This is a genomic window from Legionella sp. PC1000 (assembly GCF_014109805.1).
In the GTDB taxonomy this organism is placed as follows: domain Bacteria; phylum Pseudomonadota; class Gammaproteobacteria; order Legionellales; family Legionellaceae; genus Legionella; species Legionella resiliens.
On record NZ_CP059400.1, the window covers coordinates 2,956,726 to 2,982,782 of the forward strand.

Here is a 26,057-nt window from a genome sequence, read left to right on the forward strand (position 1 = left end):
GCTGCAGCGACTAAAAGCAAAGGAAGCACCTATTCCTTGTATCAAATTAGCGAATGTAAAAACCGTCAAATTATCAGCAATGGAAATAAAAATGTTCCCTTATGCCAATACTAAAACTCCTCCACTAACTGCAATTCCCGGGTTCAATTTATCAAGAAAATAACCGCCGGAATTTGCATGCAGGCATAGCCTAAAATAAACGCACTGGTTGCTAGAGAAGCACCATAATCACTGGTATGCAGTGTATTTTTTATTGGGTCAGAGAATACTGCTGCAGCAGTGTTCAAGCAAAAAGAATAAACAGAACATAATGTTGCAATCAACCAAACAATAGTTCCGTATATTTTTTGCATACATTATCTTTTTTATTCTGCCTGGATGTCTTTTTTTATGAAGTAGATGTTAAAAAAGTATAGCAAAAATTCGGCATGTATTTTCTGATGCAAAACACCTCTGAAAAATGAACATTGAGAGTAATTTTCACCCACTAATCTATACTCAAAATACCCAGTTAAAAATTTTTAACTTTTTGCAAGACGCACTACTGGGCTGACAAAAGGAGTTTTTTATGAAAGTCAATTATTTGGTTACTTCCCTCATTTTAATACCGCTATATAGTTTCAGTCAGACTCAGGATGATGTTACTACATTAGCCATTTCACAAAATCCGGAGAATAAAAATAGCCATGTCATTACATACTCTAACGAAACAGAAAATTTAAAACAAAATATGTCATTTATCCGCAGCATTGATTACCCTACTCAAATCATTCGTATGGAGAAGAATATAGAAAGTCAGCAGTTTTCCTGTGATGAGGTGAATGATCAAATTGATAAAATCTTAGTGCAACACATAGTAAATGAGAAATTCATTTATGCAATTTATATTAGTTGTTATTATAATCCAGAAACCAAATTGGCAACCCAATTCATTATCAACAGTTATTTTGACCCTGTAAGTGATGAAGCAATTACGTACTTAGAATCCTATCTCAATGAATACAATGGTACCGATCTGTTAGGAACACAATACAAAATTGAATCTGCAAAAGGTCTCGTCATTTCCTTAGAGATTGCTGCAGGAATGAAGAAAAAACCCAATAGACCTCCTTTTACAGAATATAGAAAAGACCATAGCAGTTTCTATTTCAAAAGCAATTACGAAATGAAAAATAAGTTATTTAGCGATATTTATCAAAATTTCTTTACTCCTGATCCAGATAAAATACTCCCTTTCCTGGATAAATGGATTTCTTCACATGCAAGCTCTATTTATAAAGCCGTCTTAAGAGATTCAAATTACGTTGAACTACAGCCTGAAAAAATTTTCCTCATGGATAATGAGGAAATATTTGTATCGAACTTGAAACAATACTTTTCACACTTCTGTGAGTCCTATGAAAATCATCGATGCTTGAATCGGGCAGGAAAAATTGGCAATAAGGAAAACTATTCAGAGGTCGCTTCGTAAACATGTAGTCTGCCCTGGTTGCTTGCAACTGAATCTTCTACGCATCACTGAAAAACCAGTCCAGGCTCTATTCCGAAGTCCCGCGGCTTGTCCCTGAGAGATGGTCACAAAAAGTGACCATCTCTCAGGCATAAAGCGCGGTACGTAGAGAAACTTAAGTGGTACATGATAAATTTAAAAAACTGACGATCGTTCAGGGCTTGTCCGCGGGATCCAGGATATCTACACTAAAACCTGGACCCCGCTGACAAGCCGTGGAGCGTAAGCAGAGATTGATCAAGAGACAACTGCGAACAGCCAGGCTACATAGTTATATACTTTTTAACCTAATTCAGGTTCAAATGCAGATACCTTTCTGGGCTTTAATTTAACGTGTTCCTCGGCAATGGCTTTATCATTCACGATCTTAGTCACACATGCATCAGACCAAACATTTAAAGCCGTTTCCAGCATATCGATTAAACCATAAAAGGGTAAAATAACACCCATAAGCACAATAGGGACATTCATACTGGATAACAAACTAATGCTCAGAAAAAAACATCCCATAGGGACGCCAGCATTTCCAATAGCAGCTACTGTGGAAACGAATATCCATAAAACCATCGTACCATATGAAATTGGCATACCGTGATTCTGCATTAAATAAATCACCGTAGCAAAAATAAAGGCTGCACACCCATTCATATTAATACTGGTGCATAAAGGTAAAACAAAACGACTTACCGATGGTTTTACCTGCAAATTCTTTTCTATAGTATTCATTGTGACAGGTAATGTCCCTACTGAGGACTTAGAGAAAAAAGCGACTGATAATGCAGGAAGCATGGATCGCATTGCTGCAAAAGGCTGAATCTTATTCTTTTTTAACCATAAAGGTAAGACCACAAAACCTTGAACTAAATTAGCTAAAACAACAATCAGTAAATATTCGCCTATCCCTTTAATATCCATGCCTGAGCGTAACTGAACAACTGTTGATGTAATAAATCCAAATAATCCCAATGGAATAACTGTGATAATCCAACGCGTCATGACTAAAAACATACCATGTGCACCACGGAAAAAACGCGTAATGGTTTCACGGGACTCTTCATCAGGAATTTGTCGTACGGCAATACCGATAATAATACTTAAGAACAATACCCCCATAACTTGTTGTTCAAGAAAGGGAGATAATAAATTGGTAGGTATAATATTCGCCAAGTAACCTAAATAACCTAAACTGCTTGCTGAGTTGACTGCTTGTGCATCCAGATCAACCTGAACCGAACTGGGTTGGATTAAAATATAAAGCAGGCAACTAATCACTGCTGCCACGATGGTAGTAGAAAAAGTATACTTAATTGTTCGCTGCCAAATTTTTTTCATGAACCCATCATCAGTCTTGTAATGAGCCAGGGTAACAATTATCGATAAAGAAATAATAGGTAAACTAATGCACTTGAAAAGCTTAATAAACAAATCAGAAATCAATAAACCTGTCTCTTTCAAAACAACAATGTTTGACATCCCGCTGGCAATACCCAAACCGATCATTAAAGCGTAAATCAAAGGAGTACTGAAAATGAATTTTTTTTGTTGATGTGCTGCACACATGTTCGTGATCCTTAAAAAAGAAAGAAGTTAAAAAGTAAGAAAATTAAATTAGCAGCAACAACAAGAAACAAGCTTAAAGTGGGCGAGGGTTGAACGATGTGGTGTCGGATTCGAATGAGTTAACATAATAGCCTTACATTTTTTCTGATTAAAATATGTACAGAGAGAAATATTCTAACACATTCAATATGTTCGTCAAGAGATTTTAAACAGTAAGCGATTAGTCGACTAATTCGATACAATTGATTTGCTGTTTTAAACGAATGATCCGGCGATAAGCATCTTCTATGCGCTGCTGTTCTATTTTTTGCTCGAAAATCAAACGTTCGATGGCCTCAATCAATTCTGGTGCCGTAATTTTTGCCAGTTGATTCGCAAAAATCAGCATATCTGCTCCGGCATTGATGGTCAGACATAAAGCATCCTCAAGAGAGTAATGATCTGTAATTGCCTGCATTTGTAAATCATCTGCAATAATTACTCCATCATAGCCTATAGTCTCACGCAACACGCCTGTTAAAATTTCGTGAGATAAAGTTGCTGGTAGCCCCTGCTTATCCAATTGTTTATTCACCACATGTGCTGTCATAATCATAATGGGTTTATAAATATCGCGCACTAATTGGTAATATGGGATCAACTCTTCTTTCTGGAACGTTCTGGTAACATCGACAAATCCTTTATGAGTATCACCAACCGCACTACCATGGCCTGGGAAATGTTTGTAGCAACATGCAATACCATGATGATAAAAGACATCAACAAATTTTTTGGCTAAATGAATTACATCATTATGATTCGCTGAAAAACTACGCTGTAAACCTCCAATAATTCCTTGCTCGTTTTGTAAATGCAAATCAACAACTGGAGCGAAATTAAGATTAAAACCCAATGACTTCAATGTAAATGCCATTTGAGTTAACTCAGCCTGCAACGCTTCGGGCGATAATTGTGCCATATCATGTGCACTCATAGTCGGCATACAGCCTTCAACCCGAGACAATCGATCTATGGATCCTCCTTCATAATCTATGGCAATTAATAAAGGCGAACCATTATTTTTGTAATTTATTTCTGCAGAATAATGATTGAGTTGATGCGTTAATCGTTTGATTTGCGTCTGGTTTTTTAAATTTTTACCATATATGCCCGAAGAAGCATCTTGATCAAATAACAAAACGCCACCTAACCCGTCTGTGGAAAGCCACTCAGCTACTGGACTTTTGTCATGAAGGTCATAGCCCTCAAAGCCCATAAACAACATTTGACCAATTTTATTTCTAAGGGTAATCATGGGTTGCTCCGTCAACAAAACAAGGAAAAATCTTCCCTAAATAGTAGTTGATGTTGTAACGAGAATCATACACAAAGATAAAAATTAATGCCATTATATCTTTTTTGGAGGTATTGCTGGAATATCATTAAAATCACAACTGCAATTACCTGACGCCTTAGGTGGAAGAGGAACGAGTGAGAAATCACTCGCAAAACAAACAGTCACGTTCCAAGCTGAATCACCAGGATTTATTGTATTAGGTAAAGACCAATAATTTTTAGCAATATAACTTTTCCCTTCGTCACTTTGCCAAAAAATTGGGGAAAACTGGGCTCGATACATTAATTTCTGGCCAGGTTCGCAAGAGAAAGTCTGACGTGTCCAGGATTTTTTAGCAGGCACAGTAACTGTTGTTAACACCTTGGCAGTTAGAGCATCCATTACCTTTACAGATACATCATACTCAGTCCAACAATTATCTTTAACTAAAGTGTAATAACAGGTAATAGCAGCCCAAAGAGAATTTGATAAAATCAGGCTGAGAATGAAAATAAAAGTTCTTGCTAACATGATTCAATCCTTTTATTAATAGAGCGTAACACAGACATTATAAAAATGTATCTGAACAGTCTTTAGAGTCTATTATTCATAGTATATACAATATCAATCATAAGTTATAAATTTAAGCCCAGAGGTTGATTTTATTATCCGACCTGTATAAGCTTGCCCAAAATGGAGAGATGGCCGAGCGGTCGAAGGCGCACGCCTGGAAAGTGTGTATACGGCAACGTATCGAGGGTTCGAATCCCTCTCTCTCCGCCAAGTTTGATAAATGGCAGTTAAATCATGACTGAAGGTAATAAATCAGGCTCCCATGTGAATGTTTACTCGAACGGTTGGATTTGAGCACATACGGCTAAGCACCTGCCGTTTTTTATGTTTTATATTCCCATAGGTGCTTTTGCAATGATGGAACTGAAAATCCTTATTTGTGGGCATGCAAAAGATTATGAACAATTCATTTAGGGATATGGCATATGAAATTAATTATAATAGGAATTTTATTATCATTTAATGCAATCGCTGGTGATTATTTCCCTAAACTGACATCACAAGATCAGCCATGGTCTGTTACTGCAAGCGCTGGTGCAGGTAATTATCAGATAACCCCCAGAGACAAAAGTGTTCCAATAGGACGATTAGCACTAGCCAATGAAATGATGCTTGCAGGAAATATCGCCTTGGGCTTGGAATTAGGACTGCAAACGGGTACTCACATAAAACTGAATATACCCCGGGAAACTCTTGAGGCGCTTAAAAAATGGATTCCCATGCAAACTACCCTTGCTCCTACCTTGGATTTATTGATAACCAGCAAAAGCGATCCTCTGGGCAGTAGTTCCTTTTTTGCCCAATTAAAAGGTGGGCTTGCCTACAGGCATTGGCGGGATAACCGTGTTCCTTTGAACGATATTTCTCAATTAGCAGGTGAAGTACAGGCAGGATTTGGTTATCCAATCACCGCATTAGCCAATCTTAGCCTACTATATCAAGGAATATTCAGCGGCAATGGACCAAATCTGCATTTGGATACCTATTCTAAAAGAGAGCAATTATCTAGCATCCCTACATTACATGCCGTACTCTTGGGATTGTCGGTTAACTTATAATTTATCGCTGCTAATAAATAAATTGTCATAATTTCGGCAAAAAATTTCTTGAGAAAATCGAATTACTCTATCGCTTCATTCAAGGTAGATTAGGCTATAATGTAATCAAAATGGATCTACTTCTCTATTGAGTTGCATGGAGTATTATCATGAAAGAACAACATTATGCCTATAAAATCACTCATAGCACATCAGGCTTGAATTGCCCTCATTCCGCATTGGAAAAAGATAGAATGGTGGATTTATTAAAAGAAATAGACAGCCAGCATCATGAAGGAATATTTTGGATATTTAAACAATTTGGCGATCAACCTCAAGAACCGCTGGGGATTATCGACTGTTCAAAAAAACGAATTTACTTTCATTATTCCGGCGAAGTTGAAGACTTAAAGAATGCTATAGCCAATCTAAGCCATTAACCTGCCTCTCGAAATGAGCCATATAACACTTTTAAATCAAAATGGTTATTATTGGTTTATTTTGCAATCATTTAGCACATAAAAGCTCTGGACAAATGGTTTTTTTTTAGTCACCATTTCATCAATTTTTATTTCCAAACAAAGAGAATATTTATGTCTTTAAAAACGAAAATAATGAGTATAACTTCCATCGTTTTTGCCCTGTTACCCTGTGCTTATGCAGCCGCACCAGCAAAGCACATTGATAGTGATACTGCCATGCAAAGTACTGTTTTATTCTATATAAACGAATACAGGCAGAAACATGGCTTATCCAAGCTTACAATGGATAAGCATATGGTAATTCAAGCCAGGCAACATTCTCAGGACATGGCCAATCATCGCATGCCTTTTGGTCATCAAGACTTTGGAAAGCGTATTGCTAAACTGCGCTCACAAATTAAAAATACTGGAGGTGCGGCCGAGAACGTTGCATACAATTACAAAACAGCTCAAATTGTAGTCAGTCAATGGGTTAAAAGTCCGGGACATAGAAGAAACATTGTAGGAAATTATAATCTGACAGGGATAGGTATTGCTCGCGATAAACAAGGTAAGCTCTATTATACCCAAATTTTCCTGCAAACTAGCAAGAGTCCCCGAAGTTATACTGTGAGAAGACCTTACATCGGTGTTCCCTTCTTCGGTATTAAAAGACATGGTTAAAAAATATAATTAAAGATCAGAAGCTTGTGAACAAAGCGACTCATAACTGTGTATTATATATTTTAGGTGAACATTATCGAATGAATAGATAATTAACGTCCCTTCTTGCTGCAAGCCTGATGGATCGACAGTTTTTTGATAAGAAACCTACACTAATTTTTTTGCCTACGCACTGCACTTAAATTTCTTCGCCTACATACCGCGCTTAAATTTCTTCGCCTACATACCGCGCTTTATGCGCGGTATCCAGGGGATCTTGCTTTAGAAATGCTCCGCGGCATCTTGAAATGTCGTTCTGGATACCGCACATAAAGCGCGGTACGTAGAGAAGTTTAAATGAACAGGTGAAGATATACCTCAGGTTGGATAAATTCCTATAGATGTGTATTGAAATTTTAATTGGTCTGTTGGTAGTTGTTCTGACAAAATCGGCTCTGGTATTTTTTGTACCTCACCCATCCGATTTAGAATTTTGATATCCCCTTCTGCAGAGACTTTTGTAACATAATCCAGAATCAATGTTTCCACACAATCCGCTAGTTCTGACTCCTGTCCTCGTATCCCTTCTGGTTTATTAATATCAACCCGAAGATATTCCAGCATATTAAAAAGGCTGTGGCCTATTGCTTTAGCTGTCTCTGAAGATAAAGGTGCTTCGCGCTCCACTTGAAACTTAATCCCATTAACTATTGCATCAATGGTTGCGAAGGTATGCTCATCCAATCGCACTATAGCCTTATTTAGGCTTTCCCAATTTTTTAAAAAATCCTCTGATAGCTTAATAATGAGTTTCTCGCGGCTGTCGCTCTTCTCAGTTAATTTCTTATCAGGTAAAGATTCTTTCTCGCTTGCCGCCTGCGTTGTATGTAACCCGGCTTTGAACATTTTTTGAGTGGAGCAAGCCAGCAGTTCCGATGCTGATTTGTTTAAAGCTAAATCCTTATTGAGATATTTGATGTCGATAAATTGTGAAATAAAATTTATCAATGCCCTAAACAACTCATTCTCTTGATGAAATTTATTTGCTTTATTCTGAAAATCATCTACCGTAGCATCTATTTTTTTCTCATCATCGCATTTCAATAAATTGGTAGTCGCCTCGATTATTTCTTTTAAATCCTTATAATCCCTTCCATTATTATAAAGATCGAGTATTCGTTCTCTTACAGCAATCGCACGGTCTCTAAGAGATGGGTCTTTTATTTTATAAATTTCCTGGTTAAGCGCACATAGCTCATCCCCAACGGATTCATGCGTTTTTATTAATAACTTTGCGAGCGCAGGATTATATTCAACAATATTAAAAGAGATGCCATGCTCTGCAAATTGTTTTTCGTAAAACTTAATGGTACTGACAAAATAAGCTGCCGCAATTGTTTCAGGGTTTTTAAAAGCACCACAACCAGGTAATACAAAAAGAACATGAACAGGTTGTTTTGATTTTTCTGCATTTTCCTTGGCAATTTTGATTGCTTGTTCGCACTGATTAGAGACCCCATGATGAATCATGTACCCCAACGTACCTTCTCTAGTTGGATTTGCCAAGATACTGTTAGAAGTACATCGAGTATCAAGTGGCGATGTTTCTATAATGCGTAAATCAGGCGCTGCGTAGCTTGTGACTCCTATAGGGTTAGGAGAAGAGGTTTGCGCCTGAACAATAACCTCGCTAATTGATGCCAACTTGCTCGTGTCCTGAAATAGGCGAGTAGAAAAAGAAACATCATCAACAGGTACTTGATACGCATTATCCTGCATATCAAAATAAATAGGCAGACCATTAGGACCGGGAAATGAATTAAAAAGATCATTAAAAAATTCGGGCGATTCGAGGTACGCTTCGTTTTGAACGAGCTTGCTCATGATGGTCAAAACCATTTTAAGATAACGTTTTTGATAATCAAGAACATTTATCGTGGGCCTGTCATCCTGAAAACTGCAAAACCCATTCTCTTGATTAAGCTTGTGCACATCATCAAAATGAAGGGCTAATTTGAGCGCTTGATCGGTAAAACGGCTAAATAATTCCTCCAAAGAACCCTGAGAGTATTTCGCAGCACCATCACGGTGGGAGTTGGCTGCATCATTGACAATCACATAATAACCCCCATCTGACTTAGATCGTACTTGCTGAATGACATCGCCTTGTATCACAACATCGTCTTTATTCTGTTGGTTAGCCGGGGCTATAATTGTTTTTTGTTTGGACGTTGCATGCTGTTCCAAATTGTGAAGAAACCCTTTGAGCACCTCATCCTTATCCAATTGTTGGATTAATGTGCCTATTTTCTCTTTCAACTCGCTACTTTTCAAAAATTCAGGCTGGATCTCAAGAAGATTAATTAAAAAAAGAATTTGCGTGTACCAATACTGCTTTCGGGCTTTAATCTGCGCGGGTGTATAGCTCATATGAGTCATTAAAGCCGTAAATGCGTTCATACGATCGCGCTGAGCCTCTTGCATTTCTGCATAGCTGCTCGTTTGTCCCTGATTCACTGATTTTAATGTGTAATACCCAGCTTTTACCAAACCACTCAAATAATCAAACATCACTTTCCTATTTCTTAAAACTTTTTGCATTATTATGATCCATAGACCTTAAGAATACATTATGGGAAAATCGCAAAAAATGCATTCATTTACTCAAGATAGAGTAATCTCCAGAGTTTGTTTTCCTCCAACCTTTTAAAATTCTATTAATTCAATGGCCTGGATATTCTTTTTTCAACTTTAACGAAATCTTTGCAAAAAACCACGGAAATTATGTGGCATAAACCCCAAGACTGGCCTATCATAGAATCATAGACAGTACACATTGTTCAGCCAACATCACTACTGTAGGAGCCAGATTGAGAGTGCCGTGAGCAAGCTTAGCATGACTAAGAAGCCTAAAACACTCCGGAGGAGTCCACTTTGGTAAAAAGGACTGTACTCAATCTTACTGTCTATCCGGATTCCCTAAAAGAGCGTATTAAAATAATACGCTCTTTTTTATTTACTTCTTTATCATTAAGAAAGTAATGATGCTCATACATAGCCTGAATGCCTCCTCAAGAGTTATATAAACATTCCTTACTTATCCGGCTGTTTTTTTTATATATAACCACTATAATCAAATGGTTAAATCCAAGTTAGTATTATAATTAAATATATGCTTACAAAACGGACATTCAATCAAATGGATATTTTATTAATTTTCCTTGTCCTGTTCTTTTTTAGCTTATCTTTGGGGCTAATCGCGTTCTATGATTATTTATCAAGGAGTGAATCATGAGCATGTATTTAATCTGTGGAATAATTGCTTTCGGCTTATTAATTTTTTTGTTAGTTGTATTATTCAAACCTGAATTGTTCTAAGCAGTGGATTTTAATTTAAATATGGGAATGGACCCCTATGACAAAACCTGGTTTCCTACAAATTGCGTTTTATCTATTCTTTTTATTGCTCCTTGTCAAACCGTTGGGTTGGTACATGGCACGAGTATATCAAGACCGCCCCTGCTTTTTAAACACTTTATTAAAACCTTTTGAGCATCTAATCTATAGGCTTTGCGGTATTCGTACTCAAGAGGAAATGGGATGGAAAACCTATTTATCGAGCATGCTCTTCATTAATTTAGCAGGGTTATTGGTCGTTTACCTCGTGCAACGCATCCAATTCTATCTGCCACTAAATCCCCAACAATTTGTATCTCCTTCTCCTGAACTTGCATTTAATACCGCTGCAAGCTTTGCCACCAATACCAATTGGCAAGCTTATAGCGGCGAAGCAACAATGAGTTATTTCACACAAATGTTTGCCCTGACAGTACAAAACTTTATTTCAGCAGCGACGGGTATGTCTTTATTAATTGCAATCATACGAGGCCTCGTAAAACATGAAAGTAACAGTCTGGGGAATTTCTGGGTCGATACGGTTCGCGGTATACTCTATATTCTATTGCCTATGTCATTGATTTTTGCACTCATTTTGTGCTCCCAAGGCGTCATTCAGAATTTTAAGCCCTATCAAAAAATTAATTTGACTCACCCATTTACCTACCAAAAACCTGTTACCGATGGAACAGGTCAAACGGTATTCGATAACCAAGGCAATTCTAATACAACTTCGACAAGCGTATCAGAACAAATTATCCCTATGGGGCCTGCAGCATCACAAGTTGCCATTAAACAACTAGGGACTAATGGGGGTGGTTTTTTTAATGTCAATTCTGCCCATCCATTTGAAAATCCTACGCCACTCACCAATTTTCTGGAAATGGTAGCGATCTTACTCATTCCGGCAGCTTTTTGTTTTACGTTTGGCACCATGGCTCGTGATAAAAGACAAGGATGGGCACTATTAATCGCCATGTCCATTCTGTTTGTTCCATGTTTACTACTTAACACACTAGTCGAACAAAGAGGAAATCCTGCATTTCAACAAATGGGGATTGATACTACAGCTCGATCTGAATTTTATCCTGCAGGAAATATGGAAGGCAAAGAGACTCGTTTTGGCGTTATTAATTCCGCAATTTGGGCAACAGCTACAACCGCGTCCTCTAATGGTTCAGTCAACTCCATGCTTGATTCATTTACTCCTTTTGGTGGTTTAGTGCCTTTATGGATGATGCATTTAAATGAAGTGAGTTTTGGTGGCGTTGGTTCCGGATTATACGGCATGTTGATGTTCGTGATTCTTACTGTATTTGTTGCAGGACTTATGGTCGGCAGAACCCCTGAATATCTGGGTAAAAAAATCGAGCCTTATGAAATGAAAATGGCATCCATTTCTGTTTTAATTATGCCCTTAATTGTACTCATCACTACTGCCTATGCTTCAGTAACAGATATGGGCAGAAGCTCCATAGCCAATCCCGGAGCACATGGCTTTACAGAAATTCTCTATGCGTTTACTTCCATGGGGAATAATAATGGCAGTGCTTTTGCCGGTTTAAATGCCAATACCCCCTTTTATAATATCGCTGGGGGCATGCTGATTTTAATTAGCCGATATTGGCTCGCTATTCCTGCCCTGGCAATTGCTGGCTCACTCGTTAAGAAAAAAAGGATTCCCAACAGTTTAGGTACATTAGCAACTCATACACCTCTTTTTATTACTTTATTAGTCTGTATTGTCATCGTTCTTGGCGCTTTATCCTTTTTACCTGCTCTTGCTCTTGGTCCTATTGTGGAGCATTTGATGCTTTGGGGGAAGTATGGATACTAAATCACGCTCTATTTGGGATTTTAGTATTATTAAAAGTGCATTACTCGATGCATTCTTCAAATTGACACCTCATGTACAAATAAAAAACCCCGTGATGTTTACCGTATATCTAAGCTCAATTATCACGACAATTCTCTTTATAAAAGCACTTTTAGGGGATGGTGAAGCGCCACCATTTTTTATTCTTGCTATTAGTTTGTGGCTTTGGTTTACACTCTTATTTGCCAATTTTGCGGAAGCTATGGCGGAAGGGCGCGGCAAAGCCCAGGCTCAAGAGTTACGTCGGGCACGCCAGGAAATTCAGGCTAAAAAATTAGCAAAAGCATCTAAAGGTGCAAAATTCACTATTATTCCCTCAGTGCAATTACGGGCCGGGGATCTGGTATTAGTTGAAGCCGGTGATTTCATTCCCAGTGATGGTGAAGTTATTGAAGGGATTGCTTCGGTGAATGAAAGTGCTATAACCGGGGAAAGCGCGCCAGTAATTCGTGAAAGTGGTGGAGACCGTAGCGCAGTAACCGGAGGCACGCAAGTGATTTCTGATTGGCTTATCATTCGTATCACCTCCGATCCAGGTGAAACATTTCTGGATCGTATGATTGCCTTAGTTGAAGGGGCTAAACGACAAAAAACACCCAACGAACTTGCATTAACCATTTTACTTGCTGCGTTAACCATCGTGTTTTTAGTGGTTTGCAGTACTTTACTTCCTTTTTCTATGTACAGTGTATCCGTATCTAAAACAGGTTCGGTCATTTCAATCACTGTGCTGGTGGCCCTTTTTGTTTGTTTGGCTCCAACAACTATTGCTGGATTGCTCTCTGCAATTGGTATTTCTGGCATGGACCGAATGATTCAAGCAAATGTCATTGCTTTATCTGGACGTGCGATTGAAGCTGCAGGTGATATCGACATTTTATTGCTTGATAAAACAGGAACAATTACTTTAGGCAACCGACAAGCAACGGAATTTATTCCCGCAGAAGGCGTCGATATTACAGATTTAGCCGACGCGGCTCAATTAGCTTCCCTAGCTGATGAAACACCAGAAGGCCGAAGTATTGTTATCCTTGCTAAAAGAAAATATAAATTACGTGGCAGAGCTCTAGCTCAATTGAAAGCAACATTTATTCCTTTTACCGCCCAAACACGTATGAGCGGTGCTAATCTCGGTACTCGACAAATCCGTAAAGGCTCAGATCAAGCGATCGAAGAATACATCAATCAATTAGGGGGCAACATTCCTGAAAATGTAAAAACCAATGTTGAGATTATTTCACGTCAAGGAGGAACAGCCCTGGTAGTTGCTGAAGGACCAAAAGTATTGGGCATCATTCGACTTAAAGACATCATTAAAGGGGGGATTCGTGAACGTTTTGCACAGTTACGACAAATGGGCATTAAAACCATCATGGTAACTGGCGATAATCCCCTGACTGCTGCTTCTATCGCCGGTGAAGCAGGAGTGGATGATTTTCTAGCCAATGCAAAACCCGAAGATAAACTTAATTTAATTCGCAATCTGCAAGCTCAAGGCCATTTAGTAGCGATGACGGGTGACGGAACCAACGATGCACCTGCGCTCGCTCAAGCGGATGTCGCTGTTGCAATGAATTCAGGCACACAAGCAGCAAAAGAAGCCGGTAATTTGGTAGATCTGGATTCAAATCCAACTAAATTGATTGAAGTCGTGGAAATAGGTAAGCAGTTACTTATGACACGTGGAGCCCTGACGACTTTTAGTCTTGCCAATGATATAGCCAAATATTTTGCCATTTTACCCGCAGCATTTGGAACTACTTATCCCGTACTGAATATACTCAATATCATGCACCTTTCAACACCACAAACTGCGGTGCTTTCCACAGTCATTTTTAATGCGATCATTATAGTTCTTCTCATTCCTTTAGCGTTACACGGAGTTAAATATCGACGCCTTCCTGCAGCACAACTTCTGCGAAATAACGTGATGATCTATGGGTTAGGTGGTTTAGTCGTACCTTTTATTGGCATCAAAATGATTGATATGCTTTTAACTACATTGGGTTTAACAGGATAAATAAATGGTTATAGAAGCTCTGAAACAAATAAAAACTGCTTTAATGTTTCTACTCATTTTTTCCCTGCTAACGGGTTTAATCTATCCTGCTGTTGTCACTGCGTTAGCCCAATTATTTTTCCCTTATCAAGCAAATGGCAGTTTGGTGCTACGTGATGGAAAACCTATTGGTTCCGCATTAATTGGACAATATTTTGACACACCTAACTACTTCTGGGGAAGACCTTCTGCCACCACTCCATACCCTTATAACCCCGCCAATTCTTCAGGATCAAATATGGGGCCTTCTAATCCAGAATTTTTGGCAATTGTAAAAAAACGCGTTAATCGCTTGCATCAAGTCAATTTGGAAAATCCTAATCAAAAAAACAAGCAATTAATTCCAGTTGATTTAGTTACTGCCTCTGCAAGTGGATTGGATCCTGAGATAAGTCCACTGGCAGCTTATTATCAGATACCGCGTATCGCCAAAGCGCGGAATATCCCGGAACAAGAAATTCAAGAATTAGTGAGCAAGCTAATAAAAAAACGTACCTTACACCTTTTGGGGGAACCGCGAATTAATGTATTGGAACTTAACTTGGCTCTGGATCACCTAAGGACTCCTCAATGACTGACAAACGTCCCGATCCTAATGCATTATTACAACAGGTAATCGAAGAAGAGCAACAAAAACAGCGCGGCAAACTCAAAATTTACCTCGGGGCGGCCCCAGGGGTAGGAAAAACTTATTCCATGCTTCATGAAGCAATGGGAGAGCAGGCCAAAGGACTGGATATAGTAGTAGGGATTGTTGAGTCTCATGGGCGCGCCGAAATCGAAGAAATTCTTAAAAATTTCGTGGTTTTACCTAAAATAACGATTGATTATCATGGCAAAAAACTCAAAGAATTTGATCTTGATTCTTCCTTAAAAAGAAATCCGGGGTTAATTCTCATCGATGAAATGGCGCATACCAATGTGAGTGGCGTACGGCATAAAAAACGCTGGCAAGATATTAAAGAACTACTCGATCGCGGAATTGATGTATATACGACACTCAATGTTCAACATATAGAAAGCCTCAATGACGATGTCTCACAAATCATTCATGCTCCTGTTCAGGAAACGGTTCCCGATTTCATGATAGAGAGGGCTAATACCATCGAATTAGTGGACTTAGCTCCAGAAGACTTGTTAAAGCGCCTTGCTGAGGGCAAAGTCTATGTTCCCCAACAAGCGCGGCTTGCTGCTGAGTTTTATTTTCGCAAAGGCAATTTAATGGCCTTACGCGAACTGGCGTTACGGACTCTGGCAAAGCAGGTAAATACACAAGTGCTTTTATACAGACAAGGCCAAGGTATTAGACATATCTGGCCCATAATGGAAAAAATACTGGTTTGCGTTGGTCCAGGTCCTGAATCACATAAATTGATTCGAGCAGCCAAAAGAATGGCTACCAGTTTGCAAGTGGATTGGATTGCTGTATATGTGGATTCTACGCGAACCCATTTATCCACAACCCAACGCAATCAAGCCATTAAAAATTTATTTTTTGCAGAACAATTGGGGGCTGAAACTCATATTTTGATGGGTTATGACCTTGTTAAAGAGATTATCAATTTTTCCCGTGAACAAAATGTTACCCTCATTATGATCTGTAAACGAATTCGTCATCGCTGGAGAAATTTTTTATTTCGTAGTCTGGCAGATGAGGTTTTACGCTATAGTGGTGAAATTGATGTTTATACCATGACCGAAGTAACAAAGAGATCTAGAAAAAAATCTCTTGCAAAACCAATGACTCCCTGGCTTTATTATTTTTTATCAACCAGTATTGTAGCAATCACAACGCTTATTAATTATTTAATTTATCCGTTAGTAAATGAAAGTAGTTTAATCCTGGTTTATTTAATAGGGATAATTTCTACTGCCACCTTAGGACGAGCAGGTCCTGCCATTTCGGGAATTATTCTGAGCATTTTGGCGTATGATTATTTATTTATCCCCCCCTACTACAGTTTTCTCATGGAAACATCAGATTATTTCTTCACATTAGTTTTAATGTTCATTTTAGCACTCGTTATTTGCCAATTAACCTTAGTGACTCGCCGCCAGTCAGAGATTGCGCGTCTTGCAGAATATCAAACATCAGCTTTGTATACATTAAGTCGACGATTATCCAGAACACGTGGAATAGTCAGATTATTGCGGGCAGGGATCAATTTTATTTCAGAAATTTTTCATTGCGAAATTATCGCCTTATTACCAAAAAACGGACGTCTTGTTGTTCGCGCGCGAGCTAAATCACATGAGCAATTGGATGAAAAGGAATACAGTATCGCTCAATGGGTATTTGAATTAGGACAAAAAGCAGGATTGGGAACTGACACGCTCTCGTTTTCTAATGCGCTGTTTATTCCATTACTGGGCGCGCGCGGAACCGTGGGTGTTTTAAGAGTACATTCCTCTAAAAATAATGATTTCACAGCTCCTGAAAAAATACAGTTGTTGGAATCGTGTGCCAATCAAATTGCATTGGCTTTAGAGGTAGATAGCCTGCAGGAAGAATCTAATAAGTTAAATCATTCTCATTCATAAACAGGGTAACATCACAACTTTTCACACGGTGTACTGCGCTTTAATCCCCCTGAGGAGCATCATAAAATTTTCCCACACTTCTGCTTACAATGTACGCGGGAAAACAAATAAAAAATGAAAAAACCTGAATTCAGATATTCCTCAGCGAGTAGTTGGGTCAAAATGACCTGAGGTATTGTCACTTTTTTATAAGAGCCTCCAATAATTTTTTCGCCTACGTACCGCGCATAAAGCGGTACGTAGAGAAATTTTAAATAAAAAACTGACGATCCGCAGGTCAAAATGACCAAACCTACTCGTTACTTGCTATGGATACAGCGGATAAAGTACGCTACTTAGGGATTATTATTTACAGTACGTAGGAAGGTTTATTCGGATATGTTGGCGAAAAAAATTTTTGGGATAGTTCCGGGGATTTCTTCGTCGCACTCAGCTTCAATATCTTTGATCATCTTATTTAAAATCATTCTTAGTCTGGAAAATCAATCTAAATTACAATAGGATAATGAATATTTAGGTGAAAAGGATTTACCATGATGATTGCAACGTTACTGGCACCAGACAATGAAACCCGAGTAGCCATTACTCCTAACTCAGCAAAGCACTTTATAAAATCAGGGTTTGAAGTCGCCATCGAAAAAAATGCAGGCCTTGCTGCCGGTTTCAAAGATCAAAATTACGAAGAAGTCGGTGCCTCTATTCAGGATAAAAAAAGTATCCTCGGAAAAGCGAATCTTCTTTTTTGTATTGATGAGCCTGATCCCAAAACTCTGGAAGGCCTGTCCCAGGGTGCCTTGGTCATAGGCCATATAGATAATGATCCAGAAAGTAAACTCATCACCTGGTGCAAAGAAAAACAAATTACACTGCTCTCAATGAACCTTATACCCCGCATCAGCCGTGCTCAAAGCATGGATAGCCTATCCTCACAAGCAAACTTGGCAGGGTATAGAGCTGTTCTAGAAGCATGTTCTCAATTCCATCGCGCCATTCCGATGATGATGACAGCAGCAGGAATGATTCAGCCAGCTAAGGTGCTTGTTCTGGGTGCAGGAGTCGCGGGTTTGCAGGCCATAGCAACAGCCAAACGTTTAGGGGCTGTAGTTTACGCGTTTGACGTACGGCGGGCAGCGAAAGAACAAGTTGAAAGTTTAGGCGCAGAATTTATTGAAGTGAGTCAGGATCAAGACAGTGAAACTAAAGGTGGCTACGCTTCGGAAATGAGTGAAGAATATAAAAAACTTCAAGCAGAACTTATTGATCAATACGCTAAATTAGCAGACATTGTCATTTCCACAGCCTTAATTCCAGGGAGAAAAGCACCTGTTTTAGTGTATAAAAAAACTGTAGACCAAATGAAGCCTGGATCAGTTGTCGTTGATCTTGCAACTTCCCGAGGGGGGAACTGCGAAGTCAGCATTCTTAATAAAACCATAAAACATGGAGAAGTGACTGTCATCGGTTTAAGTAATATGGCGGGACTAGTTCCGGCTACTGCAAGTGAACTGTATGCCAATAATTTAGTGCATCTTATTAATTTGCTCGCACCCCAACCTCCAGAAATCACATTAAACCCCAGTGATGAAATCATTCAGCAAGCAGTGCTTTGTCATCAAAATCAATATCTACCATTTCAGGCAATAAAGGAGACACAAAGTGCATGAGATTAACACTCTAGGTAATCCCTACATTACCATACTCACTATTTTCGTTTTGGCCTGCTTTGTAGGATATTATGTCGTATGGAAGGTCACTCCAGCTTTGCATACTCCATTAATGTCAGTCACCAACGCAATATCCAGTATTATTGTTTTAGGGGCACTCATTGCTGCAGGAAGCCAGTTAACAGGAAAAATCACCTGGATCGGCGGTTTAGCAATATTTATTACGTCGATTAATATTTTTGGTGGATTTGTTGTAACTCAACGCATGTTGCGTATGTATAAAAAATAGTTACAAAAATTAAGGATAATTTCTTATGACAGCCCTAGTTCCTTTATTTTATTTATTATCTGCTGTGTGTTTTATATTGGCACTCAAAGGTTTAGCCAGCCCTGCATCTGCAAGGAGAGGAAATCTTTTGGGTATTGCCGGTATGATTCTTGCCGTAGGCTCAACCTTGATGATGCCAACAACATATCATCAACCTTTACTCATCAGCTTAATGATTGCAGGAGGGATAATTGGGACTTATATTGCATTCAAAATTAATATGACTGCTATTCCACAACTCGTCGCAGCATTCCACTCATTAGTGGGGATGGCGGCAGTCTTAGTTGCTTTCTGTGCTTTCTTGGCCCCCGCTTCGTTTCATATTGGTGTCCCAGGGGCAATTGCTAAAGCAAGCCTTATCGAAATGAGTCTCGGTTTAATTATAGGTGCCATCACTTTTTCTGGCTCAGTCATTGCCTTTCTCAAATTGCAAGGAATTATGTCGGGTAAACCGATTAAGCTTATAGGTCATAACCTAATTAATCTGATTACTGCGCTAGCCATACTCGCTGTATTGGCCTTGTTTTTTATTAACCAAACACTGACACTTTTTAGTGTCATGGCTGGCTTATCTTTTTTAATTGGCATATTGCTCATTATCCCTATTGGCGGTGCGGACATGCCAGTGGTTATCTCAATGCTTAACTCCTACTCAGGGTGGGCAGCAGCAGGTATTGGATTCACACTCAGCAACCATTTACTTGTTATTACCGGAGCTTTAGTAGGCGCTAGCGGAGCCATTCTTAGTTACATCATGTGTGTGGGGATGAATCGTTCCATTTTTAATGTAATTTTTGGGGGCATTCAGTCATCAGCAGCTAATTTACACGCTAATACAGCGGATGAATCACGGGCAGTACGACAAGGTAATGGTGAGGATGCAGCATTCCTCTTAAATAATGCTAAAGATGTAATCATTGTTCCTGGATATGGTATGGCGGTAGCGCATGCACAACATGCAGTCAAAGAATTAGTTGATGCCTTAGAACATCGCAACATCAAAGTTCGCTTTGCAATTCATCCTGTTGCCGGTCGGATGCCTGGCCATATGAATGTGTTGCTTGCAGAAGCTAATATTCCCTATGATAGAGTTTTTGAACAAAGTGAAATTAACCGTGATTTTACAAGCTGCGATGTGGCTTATGTAATTGGGGCAAACGATATAACCAATCCTGCAGCAAAAACCGATCCTGGCTCACCAATTTATGGTATGCCCGTTTTGGAAGTAGAAAAAGCAAAAAATGTATTGTTTGTTAAACGAAGCATGGCACCTGGCTATGCAGGTGTAGAAAACGATCTGTTTTACCATGACAATACTTACATGCTGTTTGGTGATGCAAAAGTAATGACTGAATCCATTGCCAAGGCTTTGGAAGCATTATAAATCCGGATAAACAGCACAAAAAACCTGGGTTTTTCCCCGGGTTTTTCTATATCCCACTTAGGTTACAGCACTACCATTCAAGGCATGAATATTAATTTGCCATACGTACAAAATAAATGTATCTTAGTTCAGTTATTATCATTATGGAGTTATTTAATGTTACGAAAATTCGGACTTTGCTTGTTGTATTTTGCCGCATCTTTAAGTACAAACGCATATTCTATGGAAAGTCATTTGCTCCAACGAGGGGTTACGATTGAATATGAATTACCTAGTAATGATCCTCAAATATTTCTTAATTATCTGTTTTGGCCTGTAGAAGCAAACTGTAAAATTGCTTCAGAAGATGAAGGGGATGAGTTTTTGGTTGTAGCATTAGCTAAAAAAGGAAAAGTTAATGATATCGGTTTGTCTACGGGAGAATCGATACGAATCACCGTCCATCCAGGTGAGAATTTAAAGATTAATGCAGATTCGGGCGCAAAAGTTGAAATCACTAACTTAGGGCCGCATACAGTAAAAGCTATGTGCACTGCTGCTTAATATACACAGAAATTCATTTATAAAGAACACTCTAATTATATCCTGGGCTCAACAGAGTCACCGTTCAGAGGGTATGTTTGAACCTAGAACTCAGGTTGAACGAAAAATACGATGAGAAAGCGCAGCATATCTAAGCATTGATCAGCGTATTTTTTCGTTCAAGATGAGCCATAGCTTTTCGGACATCGGATCTTGAAGCGAAACGTCCTAGTGTTCCCGCGTCGCATGGAATTGAATTTTGGGATAACGTTCTTCAGCCATTGTTAAATTAACACGAGTTGGAGCAAGATACATTAAAGCATCGCTCCCATCCAGTGCCAGATAATCATGCGCTTTTGTTCTAAATTCACTCATTGCTTTATCATCGTCAGAATAAACCCAACGAGCACATGCTATATTCACTGTTTCATAAATACAATCTACCTTATATTCATGTTTCAAACGGTGAGCGACCACATCAAACTGCAGTACTCCAACTGCTCCCAAGATTAATTGATTGCTATTTAATGGTCTAAATACCTGGGTTGCGCCTTCTTCAGATAATTCAATTAAACCCTTTAATAAGGCTTTACTCTTTAACGGATCCTTTAAACGCACCAACCGAAACAGCTCAGGAGCAAAATTGGGAATTCCGGTAAATTTTAATTGCTCACCTTGAGTAAAGGTATCGCCAATGCGAATTGTTCCATGATTATGTAAACCAATAATATCGCCAGGCAAAGCAACTTCTGTATGGGAGCGATCACCAGCCATAAAGGTTAAGGCATTAGAAATTTGTACTTCTTTACCAATACGTAAGTGATTGATTTTCATTCCTTTTCTGTATGCTCCAGAACAAATACGTAAAAAAGCAATTCTGTCCCTATGTTTCGGATCCATATTAGCCTGGATTTTGAATACAAATCCGCTAAAAGTATCTTCATTAGGTACTACAGACCGCTCTTGGGTTGCACGAGGTTGTGGACCTGGAGCATAACGAACGTAATCATCCAGTAACTCTTTGATCCCAAAATTATTAATTGCAGATCCAAAATAAACTGGGGTCATTTTACCCGCTAAATAGTCCTCCAAATTGAATTCATGGGAAGCGCCTTTGACGAGCTCGATTTCTTCACGTAATTCCTGAGCACCATCGCCCAATATTTCATCCAATTGGGGGTTATCTAATCCTTTAATTTGCATCGCATCTTGCTTTTGCGCATTTTTTCCGGGTTGATATAAATAAACGATATCTTCATAGCGATGGTATATGCCTTTAAAACGTTTTCCCATGCCTACAGGCCAAGTAATTGGCGCACATTGAATACCTAAAACTGATTCAACCTCATCCAGTAAATCAATAGGATCGCGACCTTCACGATCCAGTTTATTAATAAAAGTCATAATTGGCGTATCACGCAAACGACATACTTCCATTAATTTAACCGTTCGCTCCTCGACCCCTTTGGCTACGTCAATTACCATCAACGCTGAATCTACTGCAGTCAACGTACGGTAAGTATCTTCTGAAAAGTCCTCATGCCCTGGAGTATCCAGCAAATTCATGACATGCTGATTATGTACAAACTGCATAACAGAAGTAGTAATAGAAATACCACGCTCTTTTTCCATTTCCATCCAGTCAGAAGTCGCATGCCTATCGGCTTTACGTCCTTTAACAGTTCCAGCTAATTGAATTGCGCCTCCAAACAAAAGTAATTTCTCGGTTACTGTGGTCTTACCCGCATCAGGGTGAGAAATAATTGCGAAGGTTCGTCGTGTATTAAAATCCTGATAAAAATCGGACATGAAATTCTCTAAACAAATATAATATTATCGTATGTAGTGAATTTTAAGCGATTCCTGAACAAATACAAGACGAAGCGATATTTCTCAGGAAAAACAGTAGAGTGAAAAGACTTATTAAAATAGTCTTTTCACCTTAAAGACGCTATGATCAAAACTCAATTCATACATTAAGGCGGGTTGACGCCTAGCCTACGTTCCGCGACTTGTTCGCGGGATCCAGAACCTGGAGAATAAGATTAAGTTTGGTATGAATCAGATCCTGCATGGATTCCGCGAACAAGTCGCAGAACGTAGGACAATAAGATAAATTTTCAATTCATCTTAATAAAATTCACGCTAAATGTAATACATATAGGAGATAATGAGTCCATCATGAAACGTTGCACTTGGGTTGGAAGCGGCAAGCCTTATTATGAACAATACCATGACATGGAATGGGGTATTCCTGTACATAATGATCAGAGACACTTTGAAATGCTTTTACTTGAAGGAGCACAAGCAGGATTGAGCTGGGAAACAATACTTAAACGCCGCGAAGCATACCGTAAAGCATTCAAACAATTCGATCCCAACGCTGTAGCAAAAATGACGGATGAAGAATTACAGGCCTTACTCACGGATCCGAGCATTATTCGTAATCGCCTTAAAATTTTTTCAGCACGCAAGAATGCACTTGTGTTCTTGAAAATTGTTGAGGAATTCGGCTCCTTCGACAACTATGTTTGGCGATTTGTAAATGGAAATCCTAAAATAAATTATCCTAAAAATCTTCAAGAAGTACCAGCCACCACCCCCGAATCAGATGCTTTGTCGAAAGATTTAAAAAAAAGAGGAATGAGTTTTGTCGGGTCAACGATCATGTATGCTTACATGCAAGCAGTTGGAATGGTCGATGATCATTTAGTTGATTGCTTTTGTAAGAATCGAGAACTTAATTCATAGAATGAATATTTTGAAGTTGAAGCCCTAACCCGGGTTCCGGGTTACGCCTTCACCCAGACTACAATAAAACTATTAGTTCTAATGTTCTGAGATTGTAGCCTGGGGCAGTGAAGCGAATCCCGTTTTTTTGCGAACTCAGCTGTTATACAGATTGGTTAACATTTTCCTGCTTTTTAAGCTCCGTGTAAAAATCCTGTGCTTTTTGTTCAATATATTTTTTGCAACCTTCCGGATCAATAAAGGGATTCTTCCTACCCTTCTGCAATGATAAATATTTGTTTTTGAGATCAAACATTCCAGCATGAGCTCCCAGAAAAATATCACAGCGCAACGATTCGAGTACCTTTATGGAATGCTTATAATCCTGGGCAATATTAGGGTAAGTCATATTATCAACCAATTTATAGCCAGGATTTACGCCAAGGCTTCCTACAATTACGGCCTGATAGTGCTTACCGTGATCTTTTAGTTGTATTGTCCAAGTAGTACAACCTTTAGTATGTCCGGGAGTCACATGAGCAGCTAATACAGTTCCTCCTAATTCCACCTTATCCCCGTCGTGAAGCACCTTATCCACCGTGCTTTGAGTAAAATAAGTACTGGGGTCATTTGCATAATGAAAATCAGATTTACCGCCAGATAGAACCAAAGGCACATCTTCATCCATAACCATATATTTTGCATTGGTTTGCTGCTTAATCAATTCACTACCTGCGGCATGATCAAAATGAGCATGGCTGATTAGCAAAATTTTTGTATCGCTAAATTTAAAACCTAGTTTCTCTATACTGGCTTTAATCATAGGAACATTTGCCTCAAGGTCACTATTAATCAAAATGTTTCCTTTAGGCGTAACAATCAGATAACTTGCAAGATCATCAGTCCCCACATAATACAAGTTTCCGGCAATCTGAAAAGGTGGAAAAGAATTTGGCATTGGATAGGCAAAACTCGAATGATTCAATAGCATCATCAGTGCGCTTAAACATAATACTTTTTTCATGACAATAAAATCCAAAGAAAAATAAAGCAAATTACTTGGTAGAAGAGTACTTCATTTACGAGGATATAGGATACAGATTGTTTCATTTTTTTCAAATAAAATGAACCCGGCAGTATATTAATTCCACGTTTTTAAGGCTTTTGTCGTGGCCTGCATATTTTATTTCTTTGCGGCCGCAACAAACATCCATATAGCTAAAATAGCTGAAACACTTAAGGCAACACTACTGGCTGACATTGGGATACTGTATCCTGCAACTGTTACTTGCCAATAATAGATAATGCGTAAAACATGGATTAAAGCCACTAAAGTAAAAATCAGCCCGGCAACAATCAAAGCAATTTTTTTGTTCATTTTTTTCTCCCATCCATAGGGTTTGTTTACTTTTCGCTCGCTTGAGTCACAATGATCTGATTTTTGAGTACCGAGCGCAGCATACAGGAAGGATGTGAGCATTGAAACGCGTAAAATCAGGGGCAGCTTGGCCAAGATAGCAGAAATATAAACAGATCCTAATAATTTTTATCCTCTCATCATAGAAATTGGTTCGGCCAATTTTTAATGATTACCATAGAGTATTGATGCATGGAAATTTAAATGATCCTCGATAAAACTGGCGATGAAATAATAGCTATGATCATAACCCTCATGCATACGCAGATTAAGTGCCACCCGAGCTTTCACACATGCTGTCTGAAATAACTCTGGCTTTAGTTGCTCCTTTAAATAAGGGTCCTGGACACCCTGATCAATTAAAATATGCTGATGCGGCCATCCTCTCTCTGCAATGAGTTCGCACGCATCGTACTCCTTCCAGTGTTTCTTATCTGTTCCCAGATAACCTGTGAAGGCCTTTTGTCCCCATTGACATTGGGAGGGCGCACAAATTGGAGCAAAGGCAGAGACTGAACGATACTGATTCGGATGTTTCAAGGCTAAAATAAGTGCGCCATGTCCTCCCATAGAATGGCCCAAGATACCACAAGCACGATGATTGAGTGGAACCTTTTGCTGCAGCACAGTCGGTAACTCTTCATGTACATAAGTTGACATATTATAATATTTTGACCAAGGTTGTTGTGTAGCATCCACATAAAATCCGGCACCCACACCAAAATCATAACTTTCTTTATCCCCTGGCAAGTTTACCCCTCTAGGACTTGTATCGGGTACAACAAGAGCCAAACCTAAATAAGCAGCAATACGCTGGGCCCCTGCTTTAGTAATAAAATTTTGTTCTGTACACGTTAATCCTGAAAGCCAGTACAATACAGGGACACTTTGTTTCTGCGCTTGTGGTGGCAAAAAAAGACCAAAACGCATCGTACAATGAGTTACCTCAGATTGATGGGAATACACCCGTTGAGTACCGCCAAAACAGAAATGCTCTTCAATAAGTTCAATGGATGCCATT

At 38.9% G+C, this 26,057-nt stretch carries 23 protein-coding genes and 1 tRNA gene; 15 read left to right on the forward strand and 9 right to left on the reverse strand.

What is annotated here, in order from left to right; translation table 11 throughout:
* Positions 1–143: 143 nt before the first annotated feature.
* Positions 144–353 carry a hypothetical protein gene (locus FOLKNPGA_RS12895; protein WP_182350284.1) on the reverse strand — a complete coding sequence of 70 codons (210 nt, stop codon included), beginning with the start codon at positions 351–353 and terminating at the stop codon, positions 144–146.
* Positions 354–568: 215 nt separating this feature from the next.
* On the opposite strand from FOLKNPGA_RS12895, the gene FOLKNPGA_RS12900 reads away from it, so the two are divergent.
* Positions 569–1,471: an Lpg0189 family type II secretion system effector gene (locus FOLKNPGA_RS12900; RefSeq protein WP_182350285.1), complete on the forward strand. Its 903-nt coding sequence runs from the start codon at positions 569–571 to the stop codon at positions 1,469–1,471.
* A 321-nt stretch (positions 1,472–1,792) separates the two neighbouring features.
* Here FOLKNPGA_RS12900 and FOLKNPGA_RS12905 read toward each other — a convergent pair whose 3' ends face one another.
* The 3 genes from FOLKNPGA_RS12905 to FOLKNPGA_RS12915 form a co-directional block, all read right to left on the reverse strand.
* A complete protein-coding gene (locus tag FOLKNPGA_RS12905) occupies positions 1,793–3,070 on the reverse strand; it encodes a dicarboxylate/amino acid:cation symporter (RefSeq protein WP_182350286.1) in 1,278 nt (425 codons plus the stop codon).
* A gap of 220 nt (positions 3,071–3,290) precedes the next feature.
* Entirely contained in the window at positions 3,291–4,364 is a 1,074-nt protein-coding gene (locus FOLKNPGA_RS12910) for a glycoside hydrolase family 3 N-terminal domain-containing protein (RefSeq protein ID WP_182350287.1), read from the reverse strand.
* A 93-nt stretch (positions 4,365–4,457) separates the two neighbouring features.
* The gene (locus FOLKNPGA_RS12915) at positions 4,458–4,916 is read right to left on the reverse strand and encodes a hypothetical protein (RefSeq protein ID WP_182350288.1); all 459 of its coding nucleotides are present in this window, start codon (positions 4,914–4,916) and stop codon (positions 4,458–4,460) included.
* Positions 4,917–5,080: 164 nt separating this feature from the next.
* Between FOLKNPGA_RS12915 and FOLKNPGA_RS12920 the strand changes: the two genes are divergently transcribed.
* From FOLKNPGA_RS12920 to FOLKNPGA_RS12935, 4 genes are all read left to right on the forward strand, one after another.
* Positions 5,081–5,168 (forward strand) — tRNA-Ser (locus FOLKNPGA_RS12920).
* 215 nt (positions 5,169–5,383) lie between these two features.
* Complete coding sequence (locus tag FOLKNPGA_RS12925) at positions 5,384–6,016, forward strand: hypothetical protein (RefSeq protein WP_182350289.1); 633 nt, start codon at positions 5,384–5,386, stop codon at positions 6,014–6,016.
* Between the two features lie 149 nt (positions 6,017–6,165).
* A complete protein-coding gene (locus FOLKNPGA_RS12930) occupies positions 6,166–6,435 on the forward strand; it encodes a hypothetical protein (RefSeq protein ID WP_182350290.1) in 270 nt (89 codons plus the stop codon).
* Positions 6,436–6,588: 153 nt separating this feature from the next.
* A complete protein-coding gene (locus FOLKNPGA_RS12935; protein WP_182350291.1) occupies positions 6,589–7,140 on the forward strand; it encodes a CAP domain-containing protein in 552 nt (183 codons plus the stop codon).
* Between the two features lie 357 nt (positions 7,141–7,497).
* Here FOLKNPGA_RS12935 and FOLKNPGA_RS12940 read toward each other — a convergent pair whose 3' ends face one another.
* Complete coding sequence (locus FOLKNPGA_RS12940) at positions 7,498–9,720, reverse strand: hypothetical protein (RefSeq protein WP_182350292.1); 2,223 nt, start codon at positions 9,718–9,720, stop codon at positions 7,498–7,500.
* 696 nt (positions 9,721–10,416) lie between these two features.
* Between FOLKNPGA_RS12940 and FOLKNPGA_RS19225 the strand changes: the two genes are divergently transcribed.
* From FOLKNPGA_RS19225 to FOLKNPGA_RS12985, 9 genes are all read left to right on the forward strand, one after another.
* Positions 10,417–10,497: a potassium-transporting ATPase subunit F gene (locus tag FOLKNPGA_RS19225; RefSeq protein WP_370529205.1), complete on the forward strand. Its 81-nt coding sequence runs from the start codon at positions 10,417–10,419 to the stop codon at positions 10,495–10,497.
* Between the two features lie 37 nt (positions 10,498–10,534).
* Positions 10,535–12,352: a potassium-transporting ATPase subunit KdpA gene (gene kdpA, locus FOLKNPGA_RS12950; protein ID WP_182350293.1), complete on the forward strand. Its 1,818-nt coding sequence runs from the start codon at positions 10,535–10,537 to the stop codon at positions 12,350–12,352.
* Positions 12,342–14,411, forward strand: a complete 2,070-nt coding sequence (gene kdpB, locus FOLKNPGA_RS12955; protein ID WP_182350294.1) for a potassium-transporting ATPase subunit KdpB — start codon at positions 12,342–12,344, stop codon at positions 14,409–14,411. Before kdpA ends, kdpB begins: the two co-directional genes overlap by 11 nt.
* Positions 14,412–14,415: 4 nt before the next feature.
* The gene (gene kdpC / locus FOLKNPGA_RS12960; RefSeq protein WP_182350295.1) at positions 14,416–15,024 is read left to right on the forward strand and encodes a potassium-transporting ATPase subunit KdpC; all 609 of its coding nucleotides are present in this window, start codon (positions 14,416–14,418) and stop codon (positions 15,022–15,024) included.
* Entirely contained in the window at positions 15,021–16,991 is a 1,971-nt protein-coding gene (locus FOLKNPGA_RS12965; RefSeq protein ID WP_182350296.1) for a DUF4118 domain-containing protein, read from the forward strand. Before kdpC ends, FOLKNPGA_RS12965 begins: the two co-directional genes overlap by 4 nt.
* A 533-nt stretch (positions 16,992–17,524) precedes the next feature.
* The gene (locus tag FOLKNPGA_RS12970) at positions 17,525–18,655 is read left to right on the forward strand and encodes a Re/Si-specific NAD(P)(+) transhydrogenase subunit alpha (RefSeq protein WP_182350297.1); all 1,131 of its coding nucleotides are present in this window, start codon (positions 17,525–17,527) and stop codon (positions 18,653–18,655) included.
* Positions 18,648–18,944, forward strand: a complete 297-nt coding sequence (locus tag FOLKNPGA_RS12975) for a proton-translocating transhydrogenase family protein (RefSeq protein ID WP_131779146.1) — start codon at positions 18,648–18,650, stop codon at positions 18,942–18,944. Before FOLKNPGA_RS12970 ends, FOLKNPGA_RS12975 begins: the two co-directional genes overlap by 8 nt.
* A 25-nt stretch (positions 18,945–18,969) precedes the next feature.
* Complete coding sequence (locus FOLKNPGA_RS12980; RefSeq protein ID WP_182350298.1) at positions 18,970–20,367, forward strand: NAD(P)(+) transhydrogenase (Re/Si-specific) subunit beta; 1,398 nt, start codon at positions 18,970–18,972, stop codon at positions 20,365–20,367.
* A 156-nt stretch (positions 20,368–20,523) separates the two neighbouring features.
* Positions 20,524–20,910 carry a hypothetical protein gene (locus FOLKNPGA_RS12985; protein WP_182350299.1) on the forward strand — a complete coding sequence of 129 codons (387 nt, stop codon included), beginning with the start codon at positions 20,524–20,526 and terminating at the stop codon, positions 20,908–20,910.
* Between the two features lie 207 nt (positions 20,911–21,117).
* Here the strand turns inward: FOLKNPGA_RS12985 and FOLKNPGA_RS12990 are convergent, their stop codons facing one another.
* Positions 21,118–22,698: a peptide chain release factor 3 gene (locus tag FOLKNPGA_RS12990; RefSeq protein ID WP_182350300.1), complete on the reverse strand. Its 1,581-nt coding sequence runs from the start codon at positions 22,696–22,698 to the stop codon at positions 21,118–21,120.
* Between the two features lie 372 nt (positions 22,699–23,070).
* Between FOLKNPGA_RS12990 and FOLKNPGA_RS12995 the strand changes: the two genes are divergently transcribed.
* Positions 23,071–23,640 carry a DNA-3-methyladenine glycosylase I gene (locus FOLKNPGA_RS12995; RefSeq protein ID WP_182350301.1) on the forward strand — a complete coding sequence of 190 codons (570 nt, stop codon included), beginning with the start codon at positions 23,071–23,073 and terminating at the stop codon, positions 23,638–23,640.
* Positions 23,641–23,782: 142 nt separating this feature from the next.
* Here FOLKNPGA_RS12995 and blaFEZ read toward each other — a convergent pair whose 3' ends face one another.
* From blaFEZ to fghA, 3 genes are all read right to left on the reverse strand, one after another.
* Positions 23,783–24,643 (reverse strand): FEZ family subclass B3 metallo-beta-lactamase, encoded by an 861-nt coding sequence (gene blaFEZ / locus FOLKNPGA_RS13000; protein WP_182350302.1) that lies wholly within the window; start codon positions 24,641–24,643, stop codon positions 23,783–23,785.
* 159 nt (positions 24,644–24,802) lie between these two features.
* Complete coding sequence (locus FOLKNPGA_RS13005; RefSeq protein WP_182350303.1) at positions 24,803–24,997, reverse strand: hypothetical protein; 195 nt, start codon at positions 24,995–24,997, stop codon at positions 24,803–24,805.
* 204 nt (positions 24,998–25,201) lie between these two features.
* Positions 25,202–26,056: an S-formylglutathione hydrolase gene (gene fghA, locus FOLKNPGA_RS13010; RefSeq protein WP_255666715.1), complete on the reverse strand. Its 855-nt coding sequence runs from the start codon at positions 26,054–26,056 to the stop codon at positions 25,202–25,204.
* Position 26,057: the final 1 nt, after the last annotated feature.

Bases quoted from the DNA above. Each gene is read 5' to 3' on its own strand.
- FOLKNPGA_RS12895 (WP_182350284.1), bottom strand. From the start codon at position 353: ATGCAAAAAATATACGGAACTATTGTTTGGTTGATTGCAACATTATGT.
- FOLKNPGA_RS12900 (WP_182350285.1), top strand. From the start codon at position 569: ATGAAAGTCAATTATTTGGTTACTTCCCTCATTTTAATACCGCTATAT.
- FOLKNPGA_RS12905 (WP_182350286.1), bottom strand. From the start codon at position 3,070: ATGTGTGCAGCACATCAACAAAAAAAATTCATTTTCAGTACTCCTTTG.
- FOLKNPGA_RS12910 (WP_182350287.1), bottom strand. From the start codon at position 4,364: ATGATTACCCTTAGAAATAAAATTGGTCAAATGTTGTTTATGGGCTTT.
- FOLKNPGA_RS12915 (WP_182350288.1), bottom strand. From the start codon at position 4,916: ATGTTAGCAAGAACTTTTATTTTCATTCTCAGCCTGATTTTATCAAAT.
- FOLKNPGA_RS12925 (WP_182350289.1), top strand. From the start codon at position 5,384: ATGAAATTAATTATAATAGGAATTTTATTATCATTTAATGCAATCGCT.
- FOLKNPGA_RS12930 (WP_182350290.1), top strand. From the start codon at position 6,166: ATGAAAGAACAACATTATGCCTATAAAATCACTCATAGCACATCAGGC.
- FOLKNPGA_RS12935 (WP_182350291.1), top strand. From the start codon at position 6,589: ATGTCTTTAAAAACGAAAATAATGAGTATAACTTCCATCGTTTTTGCC.
- FOLKNPGA_RS12940 (WP_182350292.1), bottom strand. From the start codon at position 9,720: ATGCAAAAAGTTTTAAGAAATAGGAAAGTGATGTTTGATTATTTGAGT.
- FOLKNPGA_RS19225 (WP_370529205.1), top strand. From the start codon at position 10,417: ATGTATTTAATCTGTGGAATAATTGCTTTCGGCTTATTAATTTTTTTG.
- kdpA (WP_182350293.1), top strand. From the start codon at position 10,535: ATGACAAAACCTGGTTTCCTACAAATTGCGTTTTATCTATTCTTTTTA.
- kdpB (WP_182350294.1), top strand. From the start codon at position 12,342: ATGGATACTAAATCACGCTCTATTTGGGATTTTAGTATTATTAAAAGT.
- kdpC (WP_182350295.1), top strand. From the start codon at position 14,416: ATGGTTATAGAAGCTCTGAAACAAATAAAAACTGCTTTAATGTTTCTA.
- FOLKNPGA_RS12965 (WP_182350296.1), top strand. From the start codon at position 15,021: ATGACTGACAAACGTCCCGATCCTAATGCATTATTACAACAGGTAATC.
- FOLKNPGA_RS12970 (WP_182350297.1), top strand. From the start codon at position 17,525: ATGATGATTGCAACGTTACTGGCACCAGACAATGAAACCCGAGTAGCC.
- FOLKNPGA_RS12980 (WP_182350298.1), top strand. From the start codon at position 18,970: ATGACAGCCCTAGTTCCTTTATTTTATTTATTATCTGCTGTGTGTTTT.
- FOLKNPGA_RS12985 (WP_182350299.1), top strand. From the start codon at position 20,524: ATGTTACGAAAATTCGGACTTTGCTTGTTGTATTTTGCCGCATCTTTA.
- FOLKNPGA_RS12990 (WP_182350300.1), bottom strand. From the start codon at position 22,698: ATGTCCGATTTTTATCAGGATTTTAATACACGACGAACCTTCGCAATT.
- FOLKNPGA_RS12995 (WP_182350301.1), top strand. From the start codon at position 23,071: ATGAAACGTTGCACTTGGGTTGGAAGCGGCAAGCCTTATTATGAACAA.
- blaFEZ (WP_182350302.1), bottom strand. From the start codon at position 24,643: ATGAAAAAAGTATTATGTTTAAGCGCACTGATGATGCTATTGAATCAT.
- FOLKNPGA_RS13005 (WP_182350303.1), bottom strand. From the start codon at position 24,997: ATGAACAAAAAAATTGCTTTGATTGTTGCCGGGCTGATTTTTACTTTA.
- fghA (WP_255666715.1), bottom strand. From the start codon at position 26,056: ATGGCATCCATTGAACTTATTGAAGAGCATTTCTGTTTTGGCGGTACT.